Source organism: Agarivorans sp. D1326, from assembly GCF_056958115.1.
The window spans coordinates 225033-251434 of the sequence record NZ_JBTWEN010000002.1 but is presented as its reverse complement, the minus strand read 5'-3'; the positions used below and the strand labels follow the sequence as shown (position 1 = coordinate 251434).

The following is a 26402-nucleotide window of genomic DNA, read 5'->3' as shown; positions in this document are numbered from 1 at the left end:
CGCAGACTCGATCATTTGTATAAAAATGGCAGCCATTGCGAGAGCAACCACAACTTTTAGGGACCGACATGACGTCAAAGATTATTTATACCTTAACGGACGAAGCGCCAGCCTTAGCTACGTATTCACTGCTACCTATTGTACAAGCGTTTACTAATGCTGCTGGTGTTGATGTAGAAACCCGTGATATTTCTTTAGCCGGCCGAATTATTGCTAGCTTTCCTGAATGTTTAACCGAGCAACAACAGATCTCTGATGCCTTAGCTGAGCTAGGCGAATTAGCTAAGAAGCCAGAAGCTAACATTATCAAGCTGCCTAATATCAGTGCTTCGGTTCCGCAACTAAAAGCGGCCATTAAAGAGTTGCAAGCTCAAGGTTACGCGCTGCCAGATTACCCAGAAGAGCCAAGCAATGATCAAGAGCGTGACGCTAAAGCCAAATACGACAAAGTAAAAGGTAGTGCAGTAAACCCTGTATTGCGTGAAGGTAACTCTGATCGCCGTGCACCCGGTTCTGTTAAGCAATACGCGCGTAACAATCCGCATTCAATGGGAGCTTGGTCGAAAGATTCGTTAAGCCATGTTGCTAGCATGAGCCAAGGTGATTTTTACGACAGCGAAGTGTCTGCCACTATCCAAGAAGCTGGCTCTGTAGCTATTCAGTTAAAAACTGAAGCTGGTGAAACCATTACTTTAAAAGAAGCTTTTCCAGTATTAGCAGGCGAAGTAATTGATGCTGCTGCACTAAACGTTGCAGAGCTTTCTTCTTTTATTGAAGCTGAAATCGAAGATGCTAAAGCCAAAGGCATTTTGTTCTCGCTACACATGAAAGCAACCATGATGAAAGTATCAGACCCAATCATCTTTGGTCATGTTGTTAAAGTATTCTTTAAAGATGTATTTGCTAAGTACGGCGAGCTGTTTGATGAGCTAGGTGTTGATGTAAGCAATGGCTTAGGTGATGTTTATGCAAAAATTCAACAGTTAGACGCTGCTAAGCAAGAAGAAATTAAAGCCGCTATTGATGCGGTATACGCGCAGCGCCCTGGTCTAGCAATGGTTGATTCAGATAAAGGCATCACTAATTTACACGTACCAAGCGATGTAATTATTGATGCGTCGATGCCTGCAATGATCCGCGCTTCTGGCCAGATGTGGAATGCAGAAGGCAAGCAACAAGATACGAAAGCGGTTATCCCTGATCGCAGCTACGCAAGTGTTTACCAGCAAACCATCGATTTCTGTAAAGAAAATGGCGCTTTCAACCCAACGACCATGGGCTCTGTGGCTAACGTTGGTTTAATGGCGCAAAAAGCTGAAGAGTATGGTTCACACGATAAAACCTTCACTGCACCAGCTGCTGGTACCGTTGAAGTTGTTGACCAAAATGGCCAAGTTGTACTTAGCCAAGCGGTTAAGCAAGGCGACATTTTCAGAATGTGCCAAGTTAAAGATGCACCAATCCGTGATTGGGTGAAACTGGCGGTTAACCGCGCTCGCTTAACTAATACTCCAGCGGTATTTTGGTTAGACGCAAATCGTGCTCACGATGCACAGCTCATTAGTAAAGTAGAGCAGTACTTAGCTGAACACGATACTAGCGGTTTAGAAATCAAAGTACTTGCTCCAAGCGAAGCGACGCAATTCTCGTTAGAGCGAGTTAAGCAGGGCTTAGATACTATTTCTGTAACGGGTAACGTACTACGTGACTACCTAACCGATCTATTCCCAATTCTTGAGCTAGGTACTTCAGCTAAAATGTTGTCGATTGTACCGCTTATGAACGGCGGTGGTTTGTTCGAAACTGGTGCTGGCGGTTCTGCGCCTAAGCACGTGCAGCAGTTTGAAAAAGAAAACCACCTACGTTGGGATTCTTTAGGTGAGTTCTTAGCTCTATCTGCATCTTTAGAGCACCTAGGGCAAGTAACTAACAATGCTAAAGCGGCAGTGCTTGCAAGTACGCTTGATAACGCTACTGGTACTTTCTTGGATGAAAACAAATCGCCTTCACGTAAGGTGAAAGAGTTGGATAACCGTGGTAGTCATTTCTACTTATGTTTGTACTGGGCTCAGTGCTTAGCAGAGCAAAATGATGACCAAGAATTGAAAGCTATATTTGCTGAAGTAGCGCAAAAGTTAGTAAGCCAAGAAGCTGAAATTGTTGAGCAGCTAAACGCCGCTCAAGGGCCTGCAGTAGACCTAAACGGCTACTACCAGCCTGATAGCACTAAAGCGGCTGCAGCAATGCGCCCAAGTGCCTTGTTTAACGATGTTATTGATAGCTTACGTTAGGCTTAGCTTTATTTGAACAAAGCCGATGCTTAGCCATCGGCTTTTTTGTGTTTGGAAAATTTACAAACGCGCAATAAAAAACCAGTCGTTAAGACTGGTTTTTTGTTTAGCTGCTGCAGCGAGCGCTAGTTTTGACTGTCGTCGAAAACAATGCTGACTGCGTGGCTACCTTTGGGGCCTTGCTGAGTTTCAAATTGTACTGGCTGGCCAGCTTTAAGGGTGCGATACCCTTCCATTTGAATCGTCGAATAGTGAGCGAAGATATCTTCTCCACCTGTATCCGGGCAAATAAAACCAAATCCTTTTGCGTTGTTAAACCACTTAACTGTTCCGCTTGGCATACGACATATCCCTATTAAATTTATCTACCAAACTGACCGAGTTGGTCACTTTTGACGCAACTTTGAGTCAGCTGTTTAACAATTTAGTAAAATATTTACTACAGTCAAGTTTTCAGAGTACTTTTCTACTAGCCTTGTTAACTCAAAGCGGTTATGTTGAGAACAGAGACGCGTTTTTACTACTATAGTTTTTATGAGCAAATTATCTGATTGGTTAGATGTAGAAGAAATAACCAAACAAGCAAAAAGTGAGACGGCACCCCCACCAATGTATAAGGTGGTTTTAAATAATGACGACTATACTCCAATGGAGTTCGTTATTGAGGTGTTGCAGTTGTATTTTAATATGGATTTGGACAAAGCAACCCAAATAATGCTTACCATTCATTACAAAGGTAAAGGAGTTTGTGGGGTTTTCACGGCCGAAGTAGCTGAAACCAAAGCTGCACAAGTAAATAGTTATGCCAAACAAAATGACCATCCCTTGATGTGCACTATGGAGAAAGCATAGCTAAGTAGTATTGATTGTCTTTAGGGGGCCTATGCATGCTAAATAAAGAGTTGGAACAAACTTTAAACCAGGCGTTTAAAGAAGCAAGACAGCAACAACACGAATTCATGACGGTAGAGCACTTGTTGTTGGGTTTATTAGAAAACTCTGCCGCCAAGGAAGCCCTAGTCGCTTGTGGGGCTAACCTCAACCAGCTTAACCAAGAGTTAAGCAGTTTCATTGAACAAACTACCCCAGTAATTCCTGAGGACGATGGAGAGCGCGAGACGCAACCAACCCTAGGTTTTCAGCGGGTTCTCCAACGGGCCGTTTTTCATGTTCAATCTTCTGGTAATAGTGAAGTAAGTGGTGCCAATGTTTTGGTTGCCATATTTAGCGAACAAGAGAGCCAAGCCGTTTATTTCCTTAAGAAGGCCGATATTAGCCGTTTAGACGTGGTTAACTTTATCTCTCATGGCATTCGTAAAGATGAAGAACCTAGCGCTGAACAAAGCCCTGCCGATACCGAAGCTCAGTCTGAAGAAACTAAGCAGCTAGAAAGCTTTGCCAGCAACCTTAATCACTTAGTGCTTAAAGGCAAAATCGATCCACTGATTGGCCGTGATAAAGAATTATCTCGCACCATTCAAGTATTGTGTCGACGCCGTAAAAATAACCCACTATTAGTGGGGGAAGCCGGAGTAGGTAAAACCGCTATTGCAGAGGGCTTAGCTTATCGGATTGTTCACGAAGATGTGCCAGATGTAATTAAAGACGCCACTATCTATTCCTTAGATATTGGATCGCTGCTAGCCGGGACGAAATACCGTGGCGATTTTGAAAAACGTTTCAAAGCATTATTAAAGCAGCTTGAAAATGCCGAAAACGCCATTTTGTTTATCGATGAAATTCATACCATCATTGGTGCGGGTGCAGCATCGGGTGGTCAATTAGACGCAGCAAACTTAATTAAACCTTTGTTAAGCAATGGTTTATTACGTTGTGTGGGTTCAACTACGTACCAAGAATACAATCAAATTTTTGAGAAAGATCGTGCACTTGCACGCCGCTTCCAAAAAGTTGATGTAGTAGAGCCAACAATTGAAGATACCACTAAGATTTTGTTGGGCTTAAAAAGCCGTTACGAAGCTCACCACGATGTACGTTACACCAAACAAGCCATGCGCAGTGCTGCTGAACTTGCCGCTAAGTACATTAACGAACGTCATTTGCCAGATAAGGCGATTGACGTGATTGATGAAGCCGGTGCAAGCATGCGGATGTTGCCAGTTAGCCGCCGCAAGAAAACCATTGGGGCAGGGGATATTGAGGCCATTGTTGCTAAGATCGCTCGTATTCCAGAAGCAAAGGTATCTTCTTCTGATAGAGAAACACTGCGTAGCTTAAATGAAACCTTGAAGATGGTGGTGTTTGGTCAAGACCCTGCCATCGACGTGTTAGTTGATGCCATTCGCTTGAATCGTTCGGGTTTAGGGGCAGAGCAAAAACCTGTGGGTTCATTCTTGTTTGCCGGCCCTACTGGTGTAGGTAAAACGGAGGTCACTCAACAACTTGCCAAGGCCTTAGGCGTAGAGTTAATTCGTTTTGATATGTCTGAGTATATGGAGCGCCATGCGGTTTCTCGCTTGATTGGTGCGCCTCCTGGCTACGTGGGTTACGACCAAGGTGGCTTACTTACAGATGCTGTGTTAAAGCACCCACATTGTGTGGTGTTGCTGGATGAAATTGAAAAAGCGCACGAAGATGTATTTAACTTGTTATTACAAGTAATGGATCACGGTACGCTAACCGATAACAATGGTCGCCATGCTGATTTCCGCAACGTAATCTTGGTTATGACTAGTAACGCCGGGGTTAAAGAAACTCAACGCTCTGCTATTGGTTTTAAAGAGCAGGACATGAGTTTTGATGCCATGGATGAAATCAATCGCATCTTCGCTCCTGAGTTTAGAAACCGCTTAGATAACATTATTTGGTTCAATCACTTAGATGAAACCATTATCGAGCAAGTCGTGGATAAATTTATTGTTGAACTGCAAGCTCAGCTCGACGCTAACGGCGTGTCAATGGAAGTAAATGCCGAAGCACGCTTGTGGTTGTCTGAACAAGGTTACGACAAAGCTATGGGTGCAAGACCAATGTCTCGAGTTATTCGAGAACAACTTCGTAAACCATTAGCGAACGAAATATTGTTTGGGCGCTTGAATGATGGTGGGCACGTAGATGTTGGTATCAAAGACGGCAAGCTAGATTTTCAATATGAAGATGAAGTTGCTGAAGTTTAATTAGTACTGTAACTACAATCAAAAAAGCCAGCTATTAGCTGGCTTTTTAATTGTTGTATACAACAATTGCGGATTAGCGCGCGCGGAAAACAATGCGCCCTTTTGACAAGTCGTACGGTGTTAATTGAACCGTAACTTTATCTCCGGTCAAAATGCGGATGTAGTTTTTACGCATTTTTCCAGAAATGTGGGCAGTAACAACATGTCCGTTTTCTAGTTCTACACGGAACATTGTGTTAGGCAAGGTGTCTAACACTGTGCCTTGCATTTCAATATTGTCTTCTTTCGCCATTGAGTCCTCTGTTTGACACGCACTTATAAAAACGCAGGGAGGATGCCAGATTTACTGCCTTGTGTAAAGTTTATCCTCTAAATCTATTGCCATTTACTGTTAATAAATCGTTGATGTGGCAAATAGTTCCGTTTGTAGTTCATTTTTCTGCACTCATCCACCTGGTAACCTAAATATAACCAGTCTTTGCCTTGCTGTTTAGCTTGGTGAATTTGCATTAAAACCGCTAGATTCCCTAACGAGAGTTTATCTAAGTTTGGATCGAAGAATGTATAAACAGCACTTAATGCCTTTGAGAAAACATCGGTAACACACACCGCGACTAATTGTTCATCATGAAATAATTTTAGATATTGAGTGCTCGACCAATCGCATTGTAAAAATTCGAAGAAGGCTTTTTCATTTGGTGGGTACATGCTGCCTTCTTTATGCCGTGCTTCGATATAGCGGGCATAAAGTTGATAGTCATCTTGATTTAGTTGGTGGTGCCAATGAAGTGTAAGCTGCTTGGCTTTGTTTAGAATTCGTTTTTGAGATTTGCTAGGGCTAAAGTCAGCCACTTTAACTCTTAATGATTGGCATTGATTACAGGCGCTGCAAGCTGGGCGGTATATCTCATTGCCGCTGCGTCGAAAGCCGAGCTCCAACAATTGTGAGTAGTAGGCTGATTTTTGTTCATCATCACACAGTAAAAAGCACAACTGCTCTTGTTGTTCATCTAAGTAAGGGCAATTGTTTACTTGGCTCAAACCTACTGGTAGTTGCATTAAAAGATTTCCTGTTGGTGCCAGCAGTTGACATTTACCTGGTCATCTTTGTGCTTACAAAGTAAATCTAAAAAGTTTTCTCTTTCGATAGCTTGCATACCTAAACTTATCAGGTGGGGATTCTCAACTTGCCCATCGATGTATACGCCGCCATGTTGTTTAAAGTGGTGACAAAAACTGTGAAAAGCCAGTTTAGATGCGTTAGTTTCGGTATGAAACATTGACTCACCACAAAATACCTTTCCAACGAGAACGCCGTATAATCCACCCACTAACTCATCATTTTTCCAAACCTCTACTGAATGAGCTCGACCCAGTTGATGTAAGGCAATATAGGCCTTAATCATGTCTGAGTTTATCCATGTTTCATCAGTGCGTAAGGCTGCACAACCTTTAATAACCTGTGAAAAGTCACGATTCACGCTAACTTGTAACGAGGTTTTACGCATGAATTTTTGCATGCTTTTATTTACGGTATGCAAGGATAGGTCTAGGCCTATTCGAGGATTTGGGCTCCACCATAAAACGGGTTGGTCATCACTAAACCAAGGAAAAATACCGTTATCGTAGGCTGCGATTAATCTTCGTGGACTAAGATCTGCGCCAATGGCTAACAAACCATTAGGATCGTCTAAGGCATTATTTGGAGAAGGGAAGGGGCGATTTAGTTCTAGGAATACTGGTTGCACAGGCACTTATAGCTTTTACAATGTCTCTATTAAGTATATCAATATTAAAACGATTGTTGATATAAAAAAGCCGGTTTTACAACCGGCTCATTTATTACTTAGTCGTTTAGGCTGTCTAAGTATCGCTCAGCATCTAAGGCCGCCATACAACCTGCTCCAGCAGAGGTAATGGCTTGACGGTAGATGTGGTCGGCTACATCTCCAGCGGCATAAATACCAGGAATGCTGGTTTGAGTTGCATTGCCTTCGGTACCAGACTGGATAGTTAGATAACCATCTTTCATCTCTAATTGGCCTTCAAATATACCGGTGTTTGGTTGGTGACCAATAGCAATAAAGGCACCCATAACATCGATATCTTTGCTTGTGCCATCTTGTACGTTCTTAGTACGTACACCGGTCACACCCATTTCATCGCCTAACACTTCATCTAGAGTTTGGTTTAAGTGCAATACGATGTTGCCGTTAGCTACTTTATCCATTAAACGCTTAGTGAGGATTTTTTCACTGCGGAACTCTTCACGACGGTGAATTAAGTGCACTTCAGACGCAATGTTTGATAAGTACAAGGCTTCTTCAACAGCCGTGTTACCACCGCCAACAACTGCTACTTTTTGGTTACGGTAGAAGAAACCATCACAAGTAGCACAAGCGGAAACCCCTTTACCTTTAAACGCTTCTTCTGAAGGTAGGCCTAAGTATTTGGCTGATGCACCAGTTGCAATAATCAACGCATCACAAGTGTATTCACCGCTATCGCCTTTAAGCTTGTATGGCTTCTCTTTGAAATCAACTTCGTTGATATGGTCAAATACAATCTCGGTTTCAAATTTCTCAGCGTGAGCTTGCATACGCTCCATTAGGGCAGGGCCTGTTAAACCTTCTGCATCACCTGGCCAGTTTTCAACTTCAGTGGTTGTGGTCAGCTGACCGCCTTGCTGAATGCCGGTAATAAGCACTGGGTTTAAGTTGGCGCGCGCCGCATATACAGCTGCAGTGTAACCTGCTGGGCCAGAGCCTAGGATAATTAGTTTGTGGTGTTTTGCATTGCTCATGATTGCTACAATTCCTTAAAGTTCTTGCTTGATATATGAGGGTACAAAATCCGAAATCAAGCGTAATAAAGCGAAAAAAGTGCGCTTTATACAAAGTAGAAGTTTGTTGGACACAGCATAATAGGCTTCGTTATTCCTACCAAATAATAAAACTTTATATGGATATGCGTATTTATCTAGCCTTTAATTCGGCTTTTTACTTGATAGTCCGTGCATTTTGTGGAATAAATAATGCTCAGGGATAAGACAAAAGTTTAAAAAAGTCTATTGGCTTGGGTTTTAGCTCTGCATCTCGCTTGGAATGACTTATTTATGTGTGAAAGGATATTCACATAATTTATGCAATTACCTCAAGTATTAATGCATAAAAAGTCAGCACAACTAGGTGTGCTTAGGGACAACAATCGTATCACCATTAATGGAAGCAAAAGGTCGACCAATGAAGGAACTGGATCGTATTGATCGCAACATACTTAATGAGTTGCAAAAAGATGGCCGCATATCGAATGTGGAACTTTCAAAACGTGTAGGCCTTAGCCCTACACCTTGTCTAGAAAGGGTTAGACGTTTAGAGCGCCAAGGTTACATTACTGGTTACACTGCTATTCTAAACCCTCAATACTTAGACGCTTCGCTACTGGTTTTTGTTGAAATCACGTTGAATCGCGGTGCTCCTGACGTATTCGAACAATTTAATCATGCTGTGCAACAGCTTGAAGAAATTCAAGAATGTCACTTAGTGTCAGGTGATTTTGATTATCTATTAAAGACCCGCGTAGCAGATATGTCTGCTTACCGTAAGTTGTTAGGTGAAACCTTGTTGCGCCTACCTGGTGTTAACGACACCCGTACTTACGTAGTGATGGAAGAAGTGAAGCAGAGTAATCGACTAGTTATCAAAAACTAACGGAGTCGTTTCCCCCTCCAATTCATTTTTGATAAAGTTAAACAAGCGGCTATAGCCGCTTGTTTTGTTTTTAGACAAACAGAATAATTATTGGATATTTTTAGTTCAAGGGAACGCTTGTGACAGATACTACAGACAGCAAATTGTCTGGCTTTGCTCGAATTGCGGAAGTGTGTGCCATCGCAATGGGCGCTTTAGGTGTTTACCTAATGGTAGCCTTATTAAGTTTTAATCCGAGCGATCCTAGTTGGTCGCAAACTGCTGGTCAGCAAAGTATTGCTAATGCAGCGGGAAGTTCTGGTGCTTGGTTTGCCGACTTACTGTTGTTTAGTTTTGGTTTTATGGCTTATAGCATGCCGTTTATTTGTGGTTTGTTGGCTTGGGCCTTGTTTTGGCGTCCCTGTCCTGTAGCCCAAGTAAACTTCTTCACCTTAGGTCTAAGGTTAATTGGCTTTGTATTCACCTTCGTTAGCTTAACCACGCTAGCGAGCATTCATATTGATGATTTTCATTTCTTTTCTTCAGGAGGCTTAGTGGGAGATATCTTCACTCAGCTAATGATTCCAGTGTTTGGCTTGCTTGGCACTAGCATTATTTTATTAGCCGTTTTTGCCGGTGGTATTACCTTGTTTACCGGTCAGTCTTGGGTTCAGTTTGTAGAGCAACTTGGTGGAGGCCTTAACTCAGCTTACCGCGCAATAGTGAGTTTTCCTGAACGTTTACGTAATAAAAAACAGCGCGAGTTAGAGCAAGACGTTCTTATGAGGGATTTTGCTAATGAGTCTTCGTCACAAGAACCTGCTCAAAGTGATTTATCTGTAGGTGATGCTAAACTTCAACAGGATTTTGTTGAAGAGCAAAATACATATCAAGAGCCAACGCTCAAGCAAACTGTTTACTCAGAGCCAGAAACCTCTGTTGCTGTTGAGCCTAGTTTCTCCATGGACAGTGACTTTGAAGCAGAGTTATCACAGGCAAAAGAAGATATTGAATTTGCTTACGAAGACGAAGCGATTGATCCACCAAGTGTGATTATCGATGATACTGCACCTGAGCCCATGCCAGATATTCCCTTTGACGGTGAAACTGTCGCTGTGGCTAAACCGCCTGCCGCTAAACCCGCAGCGCCGGTAAAACCTGCTCAACCAAGGTTAAGCCGTTTACCTGATATGAATTTGTTGGATAGACCCGACAAAAAAGCTAACCCAATTTCACCAGAAGAATTAGAGCAAGTTTCTCGTTTGGTTGAAGCAAAGCTGCTTGATTTTAATATTCAAGCATCAGTAGTTGCCGTTCATCCTGGCCCAGTAATTACCCGTTTTGAGCTCGATTTAGCCCCAGGTGTTAAAGTTAGCAAAATTACTAACTTGTCTAAAGATTTAGCGCGCGCGTTGTCTGCTATTAGTGTGCGGGTAGTGGAAGTGATACCTGGTAAGTCGGTGATTGGATTAGAATTGCCTAACCGTTATCGTGAGATTGTTTATCTTAGCGAAGTTATTGATAGCAGTACCTTCCATCAGTCAAAGTCGCCTTTAGCTATGGTGTTAGGCAAAGATATCGCCGGTCAACCGGTGGTCGCTGATTTGGCAAAAATGCCTCACTTGTTAGTTGCAGGCACTACTGGTTCTGGTAAGTCGGTGGGCGTAAACGTAATGATTGTGAGTCTTCTGTATAAATCAACACCAGAAGATGTTCGGATGATTATGATCGACCCCAAAATGTTGGAGCTTTCAGTTTACGAGGGTATTCCTCATTTGTTGTCTGAAGTTGTTACCGACATGAAAGAAGCGGCGAATGCTTTACGTTGGTGTGTCGGCGAAATGGAAAGGCGCTACAAGTTAATGTCTGCAATGGGTGTGCGAAACCTTAAAGGCTTCAACCAAAAAGTGGTAGATGCTATTGAGTCCGGCAACCCAATTGTTGATCCATTGTGGAAGCCCGAAGACAGTATGGCTGAAACTGCGCCAACCTTAGAAAAACTACCCCATATTGTGGTCATCATTGACGAATTTGCCGACATGATGATGATTGTGGGTAAAAAAGTTGAAGAGTTAATTGCACGTATTGCACAAAAAGCCCGTGCGGCAGGTATTCATTTGGTGTTAGCTACTCAGCGACCATCGGTAGATGTTATTACCGGTCTAATTAAAGCGAATATTCCAACTCGTATGGCATTCCAAGTTTCTAGCCGTATTGATTCACGTACCATTTTAGATCAACAAGGCGCTGAAACCTTGCTAGGCATGGGAGATATGCTTTATTTGCCGGCAGGCACTGGTGTGCCAACCCGTGTTCACGGCGCTTTTGTGGACGATCACGAAGTACATGCTGTGGTATCGGCTTGGAAAGAACGTGGCGAGCCAGATTACATTGATGAAATATTAAATGGTGAGGCTGGTCCCGATGCTATGCTACCAGGTGAAGTAGCAGAGTCTGATGAAGAGTTAGATGCTTTGTTTGATCAAGCTGTTATGCACGTTACAGAAACGCGCCGTGGCTCGGTATCTGGCGTACAGCGTAAGTTTAAAATTGGTTATAACCGCGCCGCTCGAATCGTTGAGCAAATGGAAGCTCAGGGCATTGTTAGTGCACCAGGTCATAACGGTAACCGAGAAGTTATCGCGCCGCCTCCAGTGAGAATTGATTAAGAGAAAAGATGAAGAAATTATTAAGTATAAGTTTTGCGGCTTTGTTATCTGCTCAAGCATTTGCCAATGACGCCGCTAACGAGCTAAGAACGCATCTTGCCGATTTAAAAGGGTTTCAAGCGCAGTTTAAACAAACCGTGATAGATGCTGATGGCGTAAGCATCCATGAAGCCGAAGGCAAGCTAAGTTTAGCCCGTCCTGCTAAATTAAACTGGCAACAAGTGATGCCCGAGCAAGATATGATTGTGTCTGATGGCTCAACCATTTGGTATTACAGTCCGTTTGTTGAGCAAGTAACGATTATGGATGCGAGTGAAGCCATCAATCAATCACCATTCATCTTGTTGGCAGATGACCGCAGCGAAAGCTGGCAAAATTATCAGGTAGAAAAACAGCAACAAGGGTTTTTAGTTAAGTCTAAAAATGACCCACTACAAGCTGCTTTTTGGGTAAAGCTAAATGCTGATAATAGTATTTCTCGCTTTGATATTATTGAAAGTACCGGACAGCGTAGTCAATTTGATCTTCAAGGGTTTAAAGCCAACCCAAGCTTTAGTGAAAAACTGTTTAAGTTTGAGATCCCTAAAAACACTATGATTGATGATCAACGCTAATGAGCTTAGAGCTGAATTTTGAGGCCGACTTTAGGCCTCTTGCTGCGAGAATGCGGCCCAGCAAACTAGAGCATTATGTCGGCCAGCAACACATTCTGGCCGCAGACAAACCTCTGCATAAAGCAATTTCATCTGGACAGGTGCACTCGATGATTCTTTGGGGGCCTCCTGGTACAGGAAAAACCACCATTGCAGAATTAGCCGCCTTGTATGCCGATGCGGAAGTAGAAAAGATCTCAGCCGTAACCGGGGGGATAAAAGAAGTACGCGCCGCTATTGACCGCGCTCTGCAAAACAAACAGGTTAGTCGTCGCACCATTTTGTTTGTTGATGAGGTTCATCGCTTTAACAAAAGCCAACAAGATGCGTTTTTACCGTATGTTGAGAACGGCACTGTTATCTTTATTGGCGCAACTACCGAAAATCCGTCTTTCGAACTTAATAACGCCTTATTATCACGGGCCAAAACTTATGTATTACGCGCTTTAGACTGCGAGGCTATTCAACAACTGTTGAATCGGGCAATTAACGAAGATGAGTTGCTAAAGCAACACACACTAAATTTTGAAGAAGGTGTATTAGAAGCGCTTTCCACATTAGTTAGTGGGGATGCACGCCGCGCCTTAAACTTGTTAGAAATGATGAGTGAATTGGCTGAGGGCGAAGGTCAGCAGAAACAGCTAAGTTTTGCTCTTCTCAAGCAAGTTGCTGGAGAGCGTTATAGTCATATAGATAAAGGCGGCGATAAGTTCTACGATTTGATGTCAGCCCTACATAAATCTATCCGTGGTTCATCGCCCGATGCTGCATTGTTTTGGTACTGTCGAATTTTGGAAGCTAGTGGTGACCCTCTATCGGTAGCGCGACGCTGTTTAGCTATTGCCTCTGAAGACGTGGGTAATGCCGATCCCCGCGCGATGCAAATTGCTGTAAGCGCCTGGGACTGCTTTACCCGAGTAGGCGCAGCCGAAGGGGAGCGGGCGATAGCTCAAGCTGTGGTTTATTTGGCCTGTGCGCCTAAAAGTAACGCGGTGTATACCGCTTTTAAAGCAGCTAGGCTTGCAGCAATAGAGTTCGGCGATGCCGAGGTGCCTGTGCATTTGAGAAATGCGCCAACCAAGCTAATGGCGGAACTAGGTTATGGCGCAGAGTACCGCTATTCTCACGACGAACCTAATGCATATTCCGCTGGTCAACAATATCTTCCAGACCCTTTATTTGGCTATCAGTTCTACCATCCAGAGCCTCGTGGTTTAGAAAAGCAGATTGCTGAAAAGCTTGAATACCTGCGTAATTTAGACCAACAAGCGCAATAGCCAACAATAAACAACACTATTTTCAGTTTATTACTCAATCCAGCCTACAGCCCGATTGTGTCTGTAAGTAGTTGCTTTATAATAAGCGAGTTTTGGAAACCAAATAATTAGCAAAGCTTATTCTACCTTCACTACAGTAGGTTAAATAGGAGCTTTGCCTTTAATTAACGACAAGAATTGGAAGTAGGTTATTGAATGTTAGACGCTAATTTGTTGCGCGGCGAAATAGAAACCACCGCAGAGCGCTTAAAGACTCGTGGATTTGAACTAGATGTAGCACGATTGACAGAGCTAGAGAGTCGTCGTAAAGAGCTGCAAGTTCGTACCCAAGAACTACAAAATGAGCGTAATACCCGTTCCAAATCTATCGGACAAGCTAAAGGTCGTGGTGAAGATATAGCGCCACTTTTGGCAGAAGTAGGGCAGCTTGGCGAAAAGCTAGACGCTGCTAAAGCCGAACTTAATGACCTGCTAGAAGAAATTAAAGATTACGCTTTAACTTTACCTAATCTTCCTCATCCGAGTGCACCTATTGGTAAAGACGAAGAAGAAAACGTTGAATTACATACTTGGGGCGAGCTGCCAAGCTTTGATTTTGAGGTTAAAGACCACGTAGATGTAGGTAGTGACTTACAAGGGCTAGATTTTGCTAATGCAGTTAAAATTAGTGGTTCACGCTTCATTGTAATGAAAGGCAAGATTGCCAAGTTACACCGTGCAATCGCTCAGTTTATGTTAGATACGCATACCGAGGAGCATGGTTATCAAGAAATGTACGTGCCTTACTTGGTTAACTCAGACTCTTTATATGGTACTGGTCAAATGCCTAAATTTGGCAAGGATTTGTTCCATACTCAGCCAGCGACCGAAGAAGGCATTGGTATGAGCTTAATACCAACTGCTGAAGTACCGCTAACAAACATGTTACGTGACAGCATTGTGGAAGAGGCTGAATTGCCGATTCGAATGACTGCCCATACGCCGTGTTTTCGCAGTGAAGCAGGCTCTTACGGCCGTGATACCCGTGGTTTGATCCGCCAACACCAGTTCGACAAAGTGGAAATGGTGCAACTGGTTCACCCAGAGAAATCTTACGAAGCATTAGAAGAGATGCGCCAACATGCTGAAAATATCCTTCAAAAGCTTAAACTTCCTTACCGCGTTGTAACGCTGTGTACAGGTGACATGGGCTTTGGTGCAACAAAAACCTACGATTTGGAAGTGTGGGTACCGGCTCAGAACGCTTACCGTGAAATCTCTTCAGTCTCTAACTGCGAAGATTTCCAGGCTCGTCGCATGCAAGCACGTTTTCGTGCTGCTGGCGCTAAAAAGCCTGAGTTACTGCACTCACTAAATGGTTCTGGTTTGGCAGTAGGCCGTACTTTGGTGGCAATATTAGAGAACTACCAAAACGCCGATGGCAGCATCAAGGTTCCAGAAGTATTGCAGTCTTATATGGGCGGTTTAGAAACCATTACGGTTTAAGTAATCCTTAAAAGAAAAAAGCGCCTTTAGGCGCTTTTTTTATATGTAAATCAAGTGCTAAATACACTTTACTGGTTTAGGCAACCCGGCAACTTTAGTGGCTTGTTTTGCTGGGCCTTGCGGAAATAGTTTATACAAGTAACGGCTATTACCTTTTTCTGGACCAAACTTTTTGGCCATCGCTTTAACTAAGGCTCGCATGGCCGGGGAAGTATTAAACTCTAAGTAGAAGTTGCGAACAAACCTCACCACTTCCCAGTGGGCTTCGCTCATTTCTATTTCTTCTAGCTGGGCTATATGCGCTGCTAGGTCTTCCGACCAACTGTTTAAGTCGACTAAATAACCATTTTTATCGGTTTCAAATTGCTGGCCGTTAAATTCAATCATTGTGTACTTTGTGCCTTTCTTTATCTTGTGGCTAGTTTACCACTTACCATTTACCAGTAGTTGGCGAATTTTCTTTAAGTCTTTGCCGATTAATTGCAGTTGATAAGCAATCAACAGTTCGTTGCCGACTAACTGGGGAAGAAGTTGGTTAATTGCTCGGGTAAATGCATCGTTGTTTGCTTGCACTATGGGTCGATGTGGCCCCTTTAGTAACAAGTAATCATGCATCAATTGTAATTCGCTTTGAATCAATTCGCCCAAACAGGCCAAGCGCTCGGCCGCTTGATTGGATTGTAGTTCAGTGCGGTGTGTTGATAATGCAGACAAGTGCGATAACAAGTGATGGCTTAAACCAACTAGCTGATATAAGTCTGGAGATAAACGCTGCTTGTGGCTAGGTTCTGCTAGCATGTATTGCCAATGTCGAACTAGCTCTGCTTCGCTTTGATAAGCGTGGTAACGACTTAATCGAAAATTAGTGGTTTCTTCAACATCGCCATTAAAATATTGGTTAAAAATAGCGGTTTGATAATTAGCAGTGTTAGCAAACAATTGACTAATTATTTTTCTGCTTTGTTTGTGTTGCCAATCGGGCCACAGGTAACGAAGTGCTGCCATTGCCATTAAGGCACCAATTACTGTTACTAAGGTACGCACTATCAATGCTTCGTTAGCTGGGTAGCCTTGAAGATCGAGAGAGATGGCTACAAACACCGTAATCATGGCAACCGAAATGGCGTAATTAAGGTGAAAGAACAAAAAGAATAACAGCACTAAACCAGGGATTAATGATGTTAGTGCTATGTCGGGTAGGCGTAAGTAGCTCAAGGCCGCTGCGAAGCCAACTCCAACTATGGTGCCGTATACTCTTTTATCTACGCGTTTTTTAGTATCGTGATAATTAGGTTTTACCACTAGTAAACAACTAAGCATTAGCCAGTAGGCATGTTCATCGCCAGACAATTGGATTAATCCATAGGCAAGTAGCATTAGCGTGGCCATTCGCAAGGCATGGCGATTGATACTTAGGCTGATATCAGCAGCCTGAGACAGGTATTGTTTTACCGATATTCGAGTAAATGGTGAGAAGCTTTGTTCTGGTTCGGGGAAATGCTGTTCGTTAAAGCATAAGCTGATCACCTTATGCAAATTTTTCAGCATATAGGCAAAGCGGGGTGGAACGTCTTTTAGATTTGCCCGTGCTGTTTCTAAATCATCGACAGCGGATATTAATTCTTTCTCTGCGCTTGCATCGAGGTGCTTTGCGCCAATAACCCGTGCGATCTTAACTAACACTGTTCTAGTGTCGGCTAGTAAGGTTCTTGGCAATACTCGTTGTAAGCGTTGGTAGTCTAAATGTGAGGAGCTTAAGCGCTCATGCAGTAGCTGTGCTTTAAAAAATCGGTCCATTTGGCTGGAACCCACATGCTGTTTGTTACGCTGCTGGTAAACATATAATCCATGGCGAATAACGCCCAATTGCTCTGCAATGTCAGCGCTCTGAGCCGTTAGCTTTACTTGTATATCGGTGATGTTTGCTTCGCGTTGAAATAAACGGGTCTTAGTTAATTGATAAAGACTAATCTGTTTAAATATTTGGTCTAGCTGTCTGTCTAACCAGCGGGTTGGATATAGGGCATTAATAAGCAATGAGAGTAGGGCGTAACTCAAAGCACCTATCACTAGCCAAAATGGTTGCAGCCAGGGGTTTTCGTAGGTGTTGTAACCAAGCATCGTATATATAGCGATGATCAATGAACATAGGGAAATTGCACCGTACTTTTGCCCAAGCACTGGCATGCGCATGAATAGATAGCTAGAACAAAATAAGCCAATGGCAAATAGCCAGGGAAGGGGAAACAGTAAAGTAACTGAGATGCTGGCTAGGGAAAAACTCGCCATCATCAACAAGGTGCTTTGCAGGCGATGTTGATAAAAGTCTGGGCTGTCTGCAAGTCCTGCTGCAACCACGCCAAGTGTTGCAGTTAAAGCGAAGTCTAAATTAAATACCAAACCTAGGCTGAGAATAAACATGGCCAAACCAGCGGCTTTACAGGCTATGGTCCAATTAAGTTTGGAAGCATCTAGTTTAAAATTAAGTACCATAAATAAAAACGCCCTGTAAGAACAGGGCGTAATAGTCCTTTAGCTGTATAGCTTAGTCGTCGTTTAAGAAACCTAAAATGCTTAGCAAATGAACAAAAATGTTAAATACATTTAAGTACATTGAAATTGTTGCACGTATGTAGTTGGTTTCATTACCGTTTAGAATGTTGCTGGTATCATAAAGAATGAAGCCAGAAAACAACAGTACTGCTGCACCACTAATGGCTAGGCTAAGCATTGGGATTTGCAAAAACAAGTTAAGCAACATGCTAACTACAACAACGATTAGGCCTGCCATTAAGAAACCGCTCATAAAAGAGAAGTCTTTCTTAGTGGTTAGCACGTAACCAGACAAACCAAAGAAAATTAAGCCTGTCATGCCAAGGGCTTGCATTACAATAGCAGGACCTTGTGGGAATTGGAGGTAAGCACTAAGCAACGGACCTAAAGAGGCGCCCATTAATGAAGTGAATACAAAAGTCCAAACCAAACCCATAGAAGAGTTGATACTTTTAGGTAGAACGAAGAATACGATTACCATGGCGGCAACCATCATACCAATAGATGCCAGGCTACCAATTCCGGCGACTACTGCAAAGAATGCTGCAATGGCACTGGTAAACAAGGTCATCGAAAGTAAGGCGTAGGTGTTACGCAATACCTTATTTGTTTCCAGTTTCGATGCAGCGCTATAGTTTATCGTGCTCGGCTGATTCATTTTTTCACTCCGTTATGACTGAGTTAGTTCGTTAAGTTATGTAAAACGAAATTGTAGTATAACGAGTTTTTTTACAAATAAAATCAAATCCGCCATCTAAAAGTGGGCTTAGCCTCACCAAATTATCATCGAATAATTTCCTAAGACGCTCAACTACTTAACAAAATTGCTTTGATTAAGAGAAATAATCAACAAGCTTAAACCTTCCTTAGTATTGCACTCGCTATCACATAGCCCTATGATCAGCGCATTAACAGGGCAGTTTGCCTAAACCATTCAACGATTAAGAGAGACGGATAACAGATGTTAGTTTTAGGACATACTAATCCAGACTGTGACAGTATTGCCGGTGCAATATCGTTAGCAGAGTTATTAACCAAGCAAGGCACATCAGCAACTGCGATTGCTCAAGGTGAACCTAATCCTGAAGCCAAATTTCTCTTAGACAAAATTGGTTTTGCTGCGCCAGAAGTGCGCACAGAGATCGCTGGCGAAGATGTTTGGCTAATTGATTACTCTGATTGGGGGCAAGCGCCAAAAGACGCAAAAAAAGCTAACATCCGCGGTATCGTTGACCACCATAAACTTGGTGATATCACTACTGCAGAACCTTTAGAGTGTTGGATCCGCCCTGTAGGTTGTAGCTGTACTATTGTTTATAGCATGTATCAAGCCGCTAATATTACGCCTAGTAAAGAAGCCGCTACCCTAATGTTAGGCGCTATCTTAAGCGATACAGTTAAATTTAACTCTCCAACATTTACACCAGTTGATCGTGAAGCTGCAGAAGCCTTAGCTTTACTCGCTGGTGTTGAAGATATTGATGCATTTGCAGACGAGCAATTTGCAGCAAAATCTGATGTGGCGTCGGTGCCTGCGGATGAGTTAGTACTAAGAGATCAAAAAGTTTATGAGATTAATGGTAAACAATTTGCCATTGCTCAATTAGAACTTACTTCAGTAAAACCGGTACTAGCTCGTTTAGATGAACTAGAAACCGCCTTAGTTGCGCTTAAACAAGCAAACAACTACCACACAGCTCTTGTACTGTTAACCGATATCACTACCCTAAACTCTACTGGCTTAATTTGTAGTGATGAAGCTGCACTGGTTGCTTCTACCTTAGGTGGAACCATTGAAGGTTCTGTTATCGACCTTCCAGGTGTAGTTAGCCGTAAGAAACAAGTTATGCCGCCGCTACAACGTGAGTTTGATGTAGCTTAAAGGGCAAACCCTTAGCTAAAAGCCAGCGTCTATCGCTGGCTTTTTTGTAGGTAAATGTTAGATCGCTTTCTTTTGTAACTCTCGGTAGCGTTTTCAGCAACATGATGCTTTAAAATGGTTTACAAATTACGTTATTTTATTACGTTAAGATGCCTTTAAGGCAAAATTATCAAGTGATAGTGAATTTTTCTGCACTATTTGTGAGAAAAAACTCGCTTTTTTAGTCTCTTACGCATTTTTGTAAAAAAAAATCGTGTTTAATTTCAAGTCAAGTCTGAAATTCAAATTATATCTGTGGTAGCATTTCGTTTACTTTCGTGACGAATGGACTAGCTCCTGCGTTATTGAATGCTGTTGTTTTGGAGGTTTTTAGAATAATTATCTGTGAAAGGTAGTTGTTCACACATCATCGATAGATGGTGGGGCTCCTCTTTAAATGAAAATACTATTGATGTCTAAGGTCCTGTCGGTCTGAATAACATTAATATAGCAGTAAATAGGAATTACTGGATGACAAACATAACTCAACACAATAAGAGCCTTTATAGGCCAGAATTCGAACACGATAGCTGTGGTATCGGATTCGTTGCCCACTTAAAAGGGCGTAAAAGTCATGATGTGATCGAAAACGCATTAACCATGCTTACTTGCATGGAGCATCGTGGTGGTACTGGTTGTGACGTAGATAGTGGAGACGGCGCCGGTATTCTCATTCAGCTTCCTCATGAGTTTTTTAACGAAGAAGTAACAAAATTGGGCTTCAGCTTACCTAAACCAGGTGAGTACGGCGTGGGTATGGTTTACTTCCCTGCTGGTGAAGCTATTCGTCGCGAATGTCGCGAGATACTAAACCGTAACATTGAAAAACTAGGCCTAACCTTATTAGGTTACCGCGTAGTTCCAAAAGACAACTCTAGCCTAGGTCAAGCATCTCTAGATAATGAGCCGCAAATTGAACAAGTGTTCATTGCGCGTCCTGCTGACTTAGACCAGCAAGTTTTCGAACGTAAGCTATTTGTTTTACGTAAATACACCTTGCACATCGCTGATGCGACAGTTGCCGGTGTAGACGAAGACTTCTACATGGCTTCGATGTCTTCTCGTACTATTGTGTACAAGGGGCAGTTAACTACGGCTCAAGTACGCAAGTATTACTTAGACCTACAAGACTCTCGTGTGGTTTCGGCAATTGCCATGTTCCACTCGCGTTTTTCTACTAACACATTCCCAGCATGGCGCTTAGCACAGCCGTTCCGTTACATTGCACATAATGGTGAAATTAACACTGTTAAAGGTAACGTAAACTGGATGCGCGCACGTGAGTCTTTGCTTGCGAGTGTAAACTTCAGCAAAGAAGAACTGGATATGATCAATCCAGTTTGTGATATCTCTCGCTCAGACTCTGCAAACCTAGACATGTGTGTAGAGCTACTTGTATTAAGTGGTCGTCCGCTTGAACAAGTAATGATGATGGTTGTGCCAGAAGCATGGCAAACTCAAGATGACATGGACCCGGTGAAGCGTGCCTTCTACGAGTACTACTCTTGCATCATGGAACCATGGGATGGCCCAGCTTCAATTTCATTTACCGACGGTAAAGTAATTGGCGCAACACTTGACCGTAACGGCTTACGTCCTTCTCGTTACTTAGTAACCGATGATGGTTTAGTGGTAATGGGCTCTGAAACTGGTGCGTTGGTTGTAGATCAATCTAAAGTGGTTCAAAAAGGACGCTTGCAACCAGGTAAAATCTTCATTGCCGACCTAGAACAAGGCCGCATTGTTGCTGATGATGAAGTTAAACACACAGTGTGTTCTAGCCAGCCTTATGGCAAATGGGTAGAAGAAAACAAGATTGTTTTAGATGATCTTCCATTACCAGAAGGTTACGACCGTTTTGCTACGCAGCACAGCCTAGAGAAACGTCAAAAAGCATTTGGCTACAGCCAAGAAGATATTAACGCGGTATTAAAGCCGATGGTTGGTACTTCTAAAGAACCACTTGGTGCAATGGGAACAGATACGCCGCTAGCGATTTTATCTGATAAAAACCCGCACTTATCGCATTACTTTAAACAGTTGTTTGCCCAGGTAACTAACCCGCCAATCGACCCAATTCGTGAAGAAATGGTAATGTCACTACGCACATACGTAGGGGCGGACTTAAACTTACTTGAAGAAACGCCGCTGCATTGTCGTAAAGTTGAGATTAAGCAACCAGTATTAACTAACGACCAGTTAGCTAAGCTACGTAGCATTGATCACAACCACTTCCAAGCTGCGACTATTCATACTACTTTCCACGCCTCTGGTGCAGAAAATGAGTTAGAAAAAGCGCTTGAGCGTATTTGTCGTCACGCTAAAGATGCGGTAGATGATGGTTTCTCAATTCTAATCTTGAGTGACCGCAAAGTAGATAGTGACCACGCAGCAGTACCGTCAGTACTTGCTACAGCAGCAGTTCACCACTACTTAATTCGTGAAGGCATTCGTGCTCACGCAGACCTAATTGTTGAGTCTGGCGATATTCGCGAAACCCACCATTTAGCAACTGTATTAGGTTATGGCGCAGCAGCTGTTAACCCATACCTAGCAATTGAAACGCTTCTTGATATGCGCGACCAAGCAATTATCGAAAGCAGCCTAAGTAACGATGAAGTTGTTGAGCGCTACACTAAAGCAGTGAATAGCGGCTTGCTAAAAATCTTCTCGAAGATGGGTATTTCTACACTTCAGTCTTACCAAGGTGCTCAAATCTTTGAAGCGCTAGGTATTAACTCTGAAGTAGTGAAAAAATACTTCACCGGTACAGTGACCCGTATCGAAGGTTTAAGCTTAGACGGCATCGCTACAGAAGCACTAAACCGTCACCGTGAAGGTTTCCCAGCAGACGACAACCCATTCAGTGATCTAATCCTGAAAACAGGTGGTGAATACGCTTGGCGTAAAGACGGTGAACGTCACCTATTTAACCCAACAACGATTCGTTTGCTACAAAATGCTTCGTCGACTAACGACTACAAAGTGTTTAAAGAATATGCTGCAAACGTAGATAACCAAGCTAAAGAAGCGTTCACGCTACGTGGTTTACTGAAGTTTAAATCAGACCGTGAAAGTGTACCACTAAGCGAAGTTGAATCAGCAGAAACAATTCTTAAGCGTTTTGCTACTGGTGCAATGAGCTTTGGTTCTATTTCTTGGGAAGCACATACCACACTAGCAATTGCTATGAACCGCATTGGTGGTAAGAGTAACTCTGGTGAGGGCGGTGAAGACCCAATTCGCTTTAAGCCTATGGAAAATGGCGACTCAATGATCTCTAAGATCAAACAGGTTGCTTCTGGTCGCTTTGGTGTAACTAGCCATTACTTGGCAAATGCTGAAGAACTACAGATCAAGATGGCGCAGGGTGCTAAACCAGGCGAGGGTGGTCAGTTACCAGGTGATAAAGTTGATGCTTGGATCGGTAAAACTCGTGGCTCAACGCCAGGTGTTGGTCTAATTTCACCACCTCCACACCACGACATCTACTCAATCGAAGATTTAGCCCAGCTAATCTACGATTTGAAAAATGCTAACCGCGATGCACGTATTAACGTTAAGTTAGTATCAGAAGCGGGTGTAGGTACAATTGCTTCTGGTGTATGTAAAGGTTACGCCGACGTAGTACTTATTGCAGGTTATGACGGTGGTACTGGTGCTTCTCCACTTAGCTCAATTAAACACGCGGGTCTGCCGTGGGAGCTAGGTCTAGCAGAAACGCATCAAACGCTAATTCAAAATAAACTACGTAGCCGTATTACTGTACAGGCCGATGGTCAACTTAAAACACCACGTGATTTAGCCGTAGCAACTTTGCTAGGTGCTGAAGAATGGGGCGTAGCAACTGCTGCCCTAGTAGTTGAAGGTTGTACCATGATGCGTAAGTGTCACTTGAACACTTGTCCAGTGGGTATTGCTACTCAGGACCGTCGTTTGCGTGAGCGTTACGCAGGTCAAGTTGACCACGTTGTTAACTTCTTCAAGATGATGGTTGAAGGTTTACGTGAAATTATGGCTGAACTAGGCTTCCGCTCAATTAATGAGATGGTAGGTCAAAGCCAGTGTCTAACACCACGTACCGACGTTGATCACTGGAAATACAAAGGCGTGGATTTATCTCCAATCCTTTACAAAGCTGATGACAGTGGTAACGAAACACTTTACTGCAGCCAAGAGCAAAAACACTTAATTCACGACATCGTGGATCGCCAGTTAATCAAAGATGCCGCTAAGGCGCTTGAGAGCGGCGAAGAAGTATCTCTAAAATCTGAGATCATCAACACTAACCGTAGTGTTGGTACTATGTTGTCGAACGAAATATCTAAGCGTTATGGCGCTGAAGGCCTACCAGAAGACACGATTAAAGTGAAATTCAACGGTAGTGCAGGTCAAAGCTTTGGTACTTTTGCCGCTAAAGGTATTAAGTTTGAACTTGAAGGCGATGCCAACGATTACTTCGGTAAAGGCTTATCTGGCGCCAAATTAGTGGTTTACCCAGATGCAAGCGCACCGTTCGAAGCACGCAAAAACATCATTGTAGGTAACGTAGCCTTCTTTGGTGGTACTTCTGGTGAAGCTTATATTCGCGGTATAGCTGGCGAGCGTTTCTGTGTTCGTAACTCTGGTGTAACAGCCATTGTTGAAGGCGTAGGTGACCACGGTTGTGAATATATGACTGGTGGTAAAGCGGTAATTCTTGGTGAAACGGGTCGTAACTTCGCAGCTGGTATGTCTGGTGGTGTAGCGTACGTATTAGACCGTAACAAGCAATTTGCCTCACGTTGTAACATGGAAATGGTTAAGCTAGGCGGCGTTGAAGACGCAGCTGAAGCAGCCGAGCTAAAAGCATTAATCGAAAATCACCTAGAGCAAACTGGCTCTGATGTAGCAAAAGAATTGCTAGCTGATTGGGATAACGCACTTAGCATGTTTGTTCGTGTAATGCCTACCGACTACGAGCGTATGCAGAACTACATGAAAGAAGCTAAAGCTACGGGTGAGCATGAAACGGATTACGATGTAGCGGTAGCTGCATTCGATATGCACCTTGATAGCGTAGCGCAAGCGAAAAAAGCCAAGGCTGAACAAGCCAAACAAAAAGCTGAAGCGGTTTAGGAGAGAGACATGGCAAATCCAACGGGATTTATGGAAATAGACAGGAAGCTATCGACAGACCGCGACCCAGCAGAGCGTTTGATAGATTGGCTAGAAGTTAAAACGCCTATGAGCGAAGAAGCGGTTAAAGACCAAGCTTCTCGCTGTATGGATTGTGGTATTCCTTTTTGTCATTCTGGTGACTCAGACTACGCACCACGCGTAGCTGGGTGTCCAATTAACAACTTGATTCCAGAGTGGAATGACTTGGTATACCGTGGTCGCTGGAAGGATGCGATAGACCGTTTACACAAAACCAATAACTTCCCGGAGTTTACTGGGCGCGTATGTCCAGCTCCATGTGAAGACTCTTGTGTACTAGGTATTAATGCTCCACCAGTAACCATTAAGAGCCAAGAAGTTAACATTATCGAGCGTGCATTTAAGGAAGGTTGGGTTAAACCTAACATTCCAGCTAAACGCAGCGGCAAAACAGTCGCCATTGTAGGCTCTGGTCCTGCAGGTTTAGCAGCAGCTGCTCAGTTAAATTCTGCTGGTCATAAAGTAACAGTGTTTGAACGTGCTGACCGAGTTGGTGGCTTATTAATGTACGGTATTCCGAACATGAAGCTGCAAAAAGAGATCGTTGAGCGTCGTATCGAAATCATGCGTGAAGAAGGCATCGTATTTAAAACCTCAGTAGAAGTGGGTAAAGACATTTCTATTAACCGTTTGAACGAAGACTTCGATGCATTATTGCTAGCCACTGGCGCAACGGTTCCACGTGACCTGCCTGTAGAAGGTCGCCAGTTAAACGGCGTTCATTTTGCGATGGAGTTCTTAGGTAAAAATACTAAGAGCTTGCTAGATAGCAACCTAGAAGACGGCCGCTACATTAGCGCTAAAGATAAGCACGTTGTAGTTATTGGTGGTGGTGATACAGGTACTGACTGTGTGGGTACTTCACTACGTCACGGTTGTAAGAACGTAATGCAGCTTGAGATTATGCCTCAGCCTCCGCAAGAACGTGCTCAAGACAACCCTTGGCCAGAATTTAAGCGCACCTTAAAGCGTGACTACGGTCAAGATGAAGCGATTGCCATTCAAGGTGAAGATCCGCGTCGTTACCTAGTTATGACCCAGAAAATGGTGGGTGATGAGCAAGGTAACGTGACAGAAGTTCACACTACCAAGATCAACTGGACGAAAAACGCTAACGGCCAAATGATTCCTGAGCCAGTAAAAGGCAGTGAAGAAGTCATCAAAGCTGACTTAGTATTGCTAGCTATGGGCTTCATGGGTCCAGAAGCAGGTATTATTGACGAACTAGGTGTTGAAAAAGACGCTCGTTCAAATGCTAAAGCAACCTACGGTGAATACGCTACAAATGTGAAAGGTGTGTTTGCAGCTGGTGATGCGCGTCGTGGTCAAAGTTTGATTGTTTGGGCAATCAACGAAGGTCGTGGTGCAGCACAAGCCGTTGATACCTTCTTAATGGGTAAGAGCTACTTACCTAAGTAAGTTAGCGACAAACTGCTAAAAAGCCCGGCTTATGCTGGGCTTTTTTATAGCCAAAATTTGCCTAGCATTTAGTCAATTGTTAGACATTTCCAAAAAATTCAAAGATGAC

The 26402-nt window shown here is 43.2% G+C and carries 19 protein-coding genes; 11 read left to right on the top strand and 8 right to left on the bottom strand.

Annotation, left to right across the window (positions count from 1 at the left end; all coding sequences use genetic code 11):
- The first annotated feature begins 68 nt into the window (after positions 1 to 68).
- The gene (locus tag ACYFDN_RS04990) at positions 69 to 2291 is read left to right on the top strand and encodes an NADP-dependent isocitrate dehydrogenase (protein WP_483510171.1); all 2223 of its coding nucleotides are present in this window, start codon (positions 69 to 71) and stop codon (positions 2289 to 2291) included.
- Positions 2292 to 2416: 125 nt separating this feature from the next.
- Here the strand turns inward: ACYFDN_RS04990 and cspD are convergent, their stop codons facing one another.
- Positions 2417 to 2632, bottom strand: a complete 216-nt coding sequence (gene cspD, locus ACYFDN_RS04985; RefSeq protein WP_016401033.1) for a cold shock domain-containing protein CspD — start codon at positions 2630 to 2632, stop codon at positions 2417 to 2419.
- A gap of 193 nt (positions 2633 to 2825) precedes the next feature.
- On the opposite strand from cspD, the gene clpS reads away from it, so the two are divergent.
- Together clpS and clpA are read left to right on the top strand one after the other, a co-directional pair.
- Positions 2826 to 3143, top strand: coding sequence for an ATP-dependent Clp protease adapter ClpS (clpS, locus tag ACYFDN_RS04980; RefSeq protein ID WP_016401032.1), 318 nt, complete (start codon positions 2826 to 2828; stop codon positions 3141 to 3143).
- A gap of 35 nt (positions 3144 to 3178) precedes the next feature.
- Positions 3179 to 5428 (top strand): ATP-dependent Clp protease ATP-binding subunit ClpA, encoded by a 2250-nt coding sequence (clpA, locus tag ACYFDN_RS04975; RefSeq protein WP_016401031.1) that lies wholly within the window; start codon positions 3179 to 3181, stop codon positions 5426 to 5428.
- Between the two features lie 73 nt (positions 5429 to 5501).
- Here the strand turns inward: clpA and infA are convergent, their stop codons facing one another.
- The 4 genes from infA to trxB all read right to left on the bottom strand — a co-directional run bounded on the left by infA (position 5502) and on the right by trxB (position 8231).
- Positions 5502 to 5720 carry a translation initiation factor IF-1 gene (gene infA / locus ACYFDN_RS04970; protein ID WP_016401030.1) on the bottom strand — a complete coding sequence of 73 codons (219 nt, stop codon included), beginning with the start codon at positions 5718 to 5720 and terminating at the stop codon, positions 5502 to 5504.
- Between the two features lie 83 nt (positions 5721 to 5803).
- Positions 5804 to 6487 (bottom strand): arginyltransferase, encoded by a 684-nt coding sequence (locus ACYFDN_RS04965; protein ID WP_483510170.1) that lies wholly within the window; start codon positions 6485 to 6487, stop codon positions 5804 to 5806.
- Entirely contained in the window at positions 6487 to 7176 is a 690-nt protein-coding gene (gene aat / locus ACYFDN_RS04960; protein WP_483510477.1) for a leucyl/phenylalanyl-tRNA--protein transferase, read from the bottom strand. Before aat ends, ACYFDN_RS04965 begins: the two co-directional genes overlap by 1 nt.
- A 98-nt stretch (positions 7177 to 7274) precedes the next feature.
- Positions 7275 to 8231 carry a thioredoxin-disulfide reductase gene (trxB, locus tag ACYFDN_RS04955; RefSeq protein ID WP_483510169.1) on the bottom strand — a complete coding sequence of 319 codons (957 nt, stop codon included), beginning with the start codon at positions 8229 to 8231 and terminating at the stop codon, positions 7275 to 7277.
- Positions 8232 to 8649: 418 nt separating this feature from the next.
- Here trxB and lrp point away from each other — a divergent pair, with 418 nt between their 5' ends.
- From lrp to serS, 5 genes are all read left to right on the top strand, one after another.
- Positions 8650 to 9138 carry a leucine-responsive transcriptional regulator Lrp gene (gene lrp / locus ACYFDN_RS04950; protein WP_040306996.1) on the top strand — a complete coding sequence of 163 codons (489 nt, stop codon included), beginning with the start codon at positions 8650 to 8652 and terminating at the stop codon, positions 9136 to 9138.
- 119 nt (positions 9139 to 9257) lie between these two features.
- Positions 9258 to 11786, top strand: a complete 2529-nt coding sequence (locus ACYFDN_RS04945) for a DNA translocase FtsK (RefSeq protein ID WP_483510168.1) — start codon at positions 9258 to 9260, stop codon at positions 11784 to 11786.
- A gap of 8 nt (positions 11787 to 11794) precedes the next feature.
- A complete protein-coding gene (gene lolA, locus ACYFDN_RS04940; protein ID WP_483510167.1) occupies positions 11795 to 12400 on the top strand; it encodes an outer membrane lipoprotein periplasmic chaperone LolA in 606 nt (201 codons plus the stop codon).
- Entirely contained in the window at positions 12400 to 13716 is a 1317-nt protein-coding gene (locus tag ACYFDN_RS04935) for a replication-associated recombination protein A (protein ID WP_483510166.1), read from the top strand. The genes lolA and ACYFDN_RS04935 overlap by 1 nt, the downstream gene beginning before the upstream one ends.
- Before the next feature lie 195 nt (positions 13717 to 13911).
- Positions 13912 to 15201: a serine--tRNA ligase gene (gene serS / locus ACYFDN_RS04930; protein WP_483510165.1), complete on the top strand. Its 1290-nt coding sequence runs from the start codon at positions 13912 to 13914 to the stop codon at positions 15199 to 15201.
- A gap of 57 nt (positions 15202 to 15258) precedes the next feature.
- Here serS and ACYFDN_RS04925 read toward each other — a convergent pair whose 3' ends face one another.
- The 3 genes from ACYFDN_RS04925 to ACYFDN_RS04915 are packed head-to-tail and all read right to left on the bottom strand — an operon-like array spanning position 15259 to position 18412.
- Entirely contained in the window at positions 15259 to 15588 is a 330-nt protein-coding gene (locus tag ACYFDN_RS04925; protein WP_152782594.1) for a TusE/DsrC/DsvC family sulfur relay protein, read from the bottom strand.
- A 36-nt stretch (positions 15589 to 15624) separates the two neighbouring features.
- Positions 15625 to 17694 (bottom strand): FUSC family membrane protein, encoded by a 2070-nt coding sequence (locus ACYFDN_RS04920; protein ID WP_483510164.1) that lies wholly within the window; start codon positions 17692 to 17694, stop codon positions 15625 to 15627.
- A 52-nt stretch (positions 17695 to 17746) separates the two neighbouring features.
- Positions 17747 to 18412, bottom strand: a complete 666-nt coding sequence (locus ACYFDN_RS04915) for a Bax inhibitor-1/YccA family protein (protein WP_016401019.1) — start codon at positions 18410 to 18412, stop codon at positions 17747 to 17749.
- Between the two features lie 303 nt (positions 18413 to 18715).
- On the opposite strand from ACYFDN_RS04915, the gene ACYFDN_RS04910 reads away from it, so the two are divergent.
- The 3 genes from ACYFDN_RS04910 to ACYFDN_RS04900 all read left to right on the top strand — a co-directional run bounded on the left by ACYFDN_RS04910 (position 18716) and on the right by ACYFDN_RS04900 (position 26293).
- Positions 18716 to 19636, top strand: a complete 921-nt coding sequence (locus ACYFDN_RS04910) for a manganese-dependent inorganic pyrophosphatase (protein ID WP_338621416.1) — start codon at positions 18716 to 18718, stop codon at positions 19634 to 19636.
- Between the two features lie 510 nt (positions 19637 to 20146).
- The gene (gene gltB / locus ACYFDN_RS04905) at positions 20147 to 24793 is read left to right on the top strand and encodes a glutamate synthase large subunit (protein ID WP_152782602.1); all 4647 of its coding nucleotides are present in this window, start codon (positions 20147 to 20149) and stop codon (positions 24791 to 24793) included.
- 9 nt (positions 24794 to 24802) lie between these two features.
- Positions 24803 to 26293: a glutamate synthase subunit beta gene (locus ACYFDN_RS04900; RefSeq protein ID WP_152782604.1), complete on the top strand. Its 1491-nt coding sequence runs from the start codon at positions 24803 to 24805 to the stop codon at positions 26291 to 26293.
- Positions 26294 to 26402 lie beyond the last annotated feature (109 nt).